General features: G+C 46.4%; 2 protein-coding genes. Both read left to right on the forward strand.

From position 1 onward, the window contains the following. The coding region (locus tag VF500_RS25210) for a glycosyl hydrolase family 95 catalytic domain-containing protein (RefSeq protein ID WP_330862320.1) at positions 1-2172 on the forward strand (2172 nt) is incomplete at its 5' end. Positions 2173-2310: 138 nt separating this feature from the next. Further along, on the forward strand, positions 2311-5013 hold a 2703-nt coding region (locus tag VF500_RS25215), incomplete at its 3' end, for a malectin domain-containing carbohydrate-binding protein (RefSeq protein ID WP_330862321.1).

A 5013-nucleotide genomic window follows, 5' to 3' on the forward strand; every position in this document is an offset into this window, starting at 1 on the left:
TACCGCAAATACACTATTCCTGCAGGCGACTTGCATTTTGGCAGTAATCAGCTATCGGTTCTGGTAGTTAATTTTTATGATAAAGGCGGGTTCACCAGCAACGCCAAAACTTTATCAGTTTATCCTGAAAGAGAAGAGAAAAATACAGTTAGCCTTGCCGGTAAATGGAAATATTTTATACAGGATGATAACCCGCCTGTATATCCCCGTTACAATGCCGATTACCAGCCTTTTGCCGATCTGTACCTGCAATTTCCAAAGCAGGAAATAACGGATTACAAGCGTGATCTCGATCTTACTAATGCCACGGCTCATGTAAGCTACAAAGCCGATGGTGTTACCTACACCCGCGAATATTTCAGCAGCGCCCCCGATCAGGTAATGGCAGTACACCTTACCGCTGATAAGCTGGGCAAAATTACGTTGAAGGCCTTGCTTGGGAGCCTGCAAAAAAACTATGTCACCCGTAAAGTCGATGATCATACACTTGCGCTATCTTTAAAAGTAAAAGATGGTGTTTTGCGTGGTGTAAGCTATTTGAACGTACAGGCCATAGGGGGCAAGGTTGTAGTAAGTCAGAAAAATATTTCGGTTACGGGAGCTAATGAAGCGACGTTTTATCTCACAGCCGCTACCAATTTTAAAAATTATCATGATGTATCAGGCAACCCGGAGGCCATCTGCAAAGCTCAAATTGCAGCTATTGCACATAAGAGTTATGCAGTTGTAAAAGCTGCCCATGTCAAAGATTATCAAAAGTATTTCAATACGTTTTCTATCGATTTAGGCAAGGGTGAAAACGCTGATCTGCCAACAGATGAGCGGATCTTGAAATTTGCCCGGTCAGCTGATCCTTCCTTTATCAGTTTGTATACGCAATACGGCAGGTATTTGCTGATCTCCTCGTCAAGACCGGGTAATGGTCCGGCGAATTTGCAGGGTTTGTGGAATAACCTGCTTACGCCGCCATGGGGCAGCAAGTTCACCACCAATATTAACCTCGAAATGAATTACTGGCCTGCCGAGCTGCTTAACTTATCAGCTTGCAGCGAGCCGTTTTTTAGCATAGTCGATGATCTCGCCAAAACCGGGCATGAAACCGCTGTTGAGCATTACGGTGCCCCGGGTTGGGTATTGCACCATAACACCGACCTGTGGCGCGGGACTGCACCGGTTAATGCTTCCAATCACGGCATTTGGGTAAGCGGGGCAGCCTGGCTTTGCCACCAGTTGTGGGAGCATTATTTGTATACCGGCGATAAGGATTTTCTGCAAAAGCGGGCATACCCCGAAATGAAGGGTGCAGCCGAGTTTTTTGCGCATTTTTTGGTGAAAGATCCTAAAACCGGCTACCTCATCAGCACACCATCCAATTCGCCCGAGCATGGCGGTTTGGTTGCCGGGCCAACGATGGATCACCAGATCATCCGCGATCTGTTTAAAAACTGTATTGAAGCAGCCAAAGTATTAAATATTGATAAGGTATTTGCCGATACGCTCAAACTCAAATACAGCCAGATAGCACCGAATAAAGTAGGCAGATCTGGCCAATTGCAGGAGTGGCTGGAAGACAAGGACGATACCACCGATACCCACCGCCATGTTTCGCACATGTGGGGCGTTTATCCCGGTACGGATATCACCTTTAAAACACCGGAGCTAATGAAGGCTGCCGAACAATCCATGAAATACAGGGGCGATGAAGGTACCGGCTGGAGCATTGCCTGGAAGGTAAATATCTGGGCGCGGATGCACCAGGGAGATCATGCTTATCTCATGTTAACCAAGCTACTGTCGCCTGCCGATGTAAGTTCGGGCAAGGAGAAGGGCGGCGTTTACCATAACCTGTTCGATGCGCATCCGCCATTCCAAATCGATGGCAACTTTGGTGGTGCAGCCGGTTTAGCCGAAATGCTTTTACAAAGCCAGGGCGATGCCATTGAGCTGCTGCCCGCCTTACCAACTGCGTTGCCGCAGGGAAATATTAAAGGTATTTGTGCAAGAGGCGGTTTTGTGTTGGATTTTGAATGGCAAAATGGCCGGTTAATAAGTTTACAAGTGCTTTCCAAATTGGGAAAAACCTGTCGCTTAAATTACGCCGGAAAAACGATCAATCTCGAAACTCAAAAAGGTAAAAGCTACCGCTTTGATGCCGATCTGAAACAATTGTAAAAGATGGGCGAAACGCAAACATATCGCAGCGAAATCGCAGGGAAAGAACAATGTGTTTTGTGGTTGTGCGATTCCCCTCTTGAGAGGGGTGGAGGGGCGTGTTCCCCTTTTTTTAAACTGATCACCTCCCTGCTGCTTTTGCTCCTTTTTTCTAATAGTTGCCTTTTTGCACAGCGTAATGAAATCTCATTAAATACCAATTGGAAAAGTATTGCTGATGATAACAACCCCAAGACTAATACTGGCTTTGAACAAACTGCCTTTAACGATGCTAAATGGCAAACGGTAAACGTACCTCATAATTGGGATACTTATGGTGGTTATCGCCGCCTGAAACATGGCAACAGGCATGGCACCGCGTGGTACCGCAAAATATTCCCGCTTGAAAACAAACGAAGCGACAAACGCTATTTTCTGTGGTTTGAGGGCGTTGGTTCCTATGCCACGGTTTGGCTTAACGGCAAGCAGGTGGGCTATCATGCCGGCGGACGCACGTCTTTTACTATTGATGTAACAGATGCCATCAGGGCAGGCAAGAAAAACCTGTTATGTGTCAAAGCAGATCATCCTTCGTTCATTAAAGACTTGCCCTGGGTTTGTGGGGCCTGCTCTGATGACCCGGGTTTTTCGGAGGGTTCGCAGCCGATGGGAATTTTCAGGCCGATTCATCTCATTGTTACAAGTGATATTCGTGTTGAACCCTTTGGTGTACACATTTGGAATGATACTACTGTTCGCGAAAAATCGGCTACCCTTAATCTCGAAACTGAAGTTAAAAACTACAGCGGGAGGCCATCTACTATAACCGTCACAAATAGTTTGGTCGACGCCGGTGATAAAACCATCGCCCAAACAAAAACAAATAAAACACTAAGTGCAGGGGAGACTAACGTAATAAGTCAACAATTTGCCGATGTTAAAAATGTGCATTTATGGTCGTTAGAACAACCTTATTTGTATCAGGTAATAACGGAGGTTTGGGCCGATGGAAAATTGATCGATAAAATTCAAACACCTTATGGCATCCGTTGGATCAGCTGGCCCGTTGGCAGGAATAACAACGACAATCGTTTTTACCTTAACGGCAAACCTGTTTTTATCAATGGGATTGCCGAGTATGAACACCTGATGGGCAAAAGCCATGCTTTTAGCGACCAGGAAATTAAAGCCCGGGGAATGCAGGCAAAAGCGGCTGGTTTTAACGCTTTCAGGGATGCGCACCAGCCTCATAATCTGGCCTATCAACAATACTGGGATAAGTTGGGCATTTTATGGTGGCCGCAGTACTCGGCGCATATCTGGTACGATTCGCCGGAGTTCCGGGCCAATTATAAGGCTTTACTGGTTGATTGGGTAAAGGAACGCCGCAATAGTCCCTCGGTTATATTATGGGGATTACAGAATGAAAGTAAATTACCTGCCGATTTTGCCCGTGAGTGCAGCGCGATCATTCGTAAGCTTGACCCTACTGCTTCATCGCAACGCAAAATAACAACCTGTAATGGCGGAGAAGGCACCGATTGGGATGTGCCTCAAAACTGGACAGGCACTTATGGGGGCAACCCACTTACGTATGGCGATGACTTGAAAAAGCAAATATTAGTTGGCGAGTACGGCGCGTGGCGAAGCCTCGGCTTACATACTGAAGGCTCATTTAATGCAAATGGTCCACTAAGCGAAGACCGAATGACCCAACTCATGGAAACTAAAGTCCGCCTGGCGGAGTCTGTTAAAGATCAGGTTGCCGGGCATTTTCAATGGCTGCTGTATTCACATGAAAACCCAGGCAGGACACAGGGCGGCGAAGGCCAGCGCGAGCTCGATAGGGTAGGCCCTGTCAATTACAAAGGGCTGTTTACGCCATGGGGCCAACCTACCGATGCTTTTTACATGTACAGGGCCAACTATGCGCCAAAGGATAAAGAGCCGATGATTTACATCGTATCGCATACCTGGCCAAACCGTTGGCTTGCCTCGGGTAAAAAGGATAGTATCATTGTTTACTCCAATTGCGATGAGGTTGAGCTATTTAATGATATCGACCATGAGTCATTAGGCCGCAGAAAACGACAAGGTATCGGCACGCACTTTCAATGGGATGATGCGGATATTAAATACAATGTATTATACGCAGTGGGATATATTAATGGTAAGCAGGTAACTAAGGATGAGGTTATATTGAATCATCTGCCATCTGCCCCTCATTTGTCAAAGGAAAATCCCGCTATCCTGAAACCACAAGCAGGGTACAATTATTTGTATCGTATTAATTGCGGCGGGCCGGATTACACCGATAGCTACGGTAATATCTGGATGGCCGACAAGCATCAGGATAATAAACAACAACCCGGCTCCACATCATGGACGGATGATTACCCCGGTATGCCATCCTCCTTCGCCAGCCAGCAGCGCACTTTTGACAGAATTAGCGGAACGGCTGATGGCGAACTCTTCCGGACTTTCAGGTATGGTTTAGATAAATTAAAATTCAATTTCCCGGTATCCGATGGGGATTACCGCATTGAATTATATTTTACCGAACCCTGGTACGGTACCGGCAGCGGGATGGATTGCAGTGGCTGGCGTTTGTTTGATGTAGCTGTGAATAGTAAAATCATGATCCACGATCTTGATATCTGGAAAGAAACAGGATATGCAAAAGCGCTTAAAAAAAGTATTACCGCGCATGTTACCGGTGGGATGCTAACGATTTCTTTTCCAAATGCCGCAGCAGGGGAAGCCATCATATCAGCGATAGCAATCAGTACGTTAGACAAAACAACAAAACCACAGTTGGCTGGCTCTGGAATAATCGGCCAACTGCAGGGCAATAACAAATGG

Source organism: Mucilaginibacter sp., from assembly GCF_036383575.1.
Lineage (GTDB): Bacteria > Bacteroidota > Bacteroidia > Sphingobacteriales > Sphingobacteriaceae > Mucilaginibacter.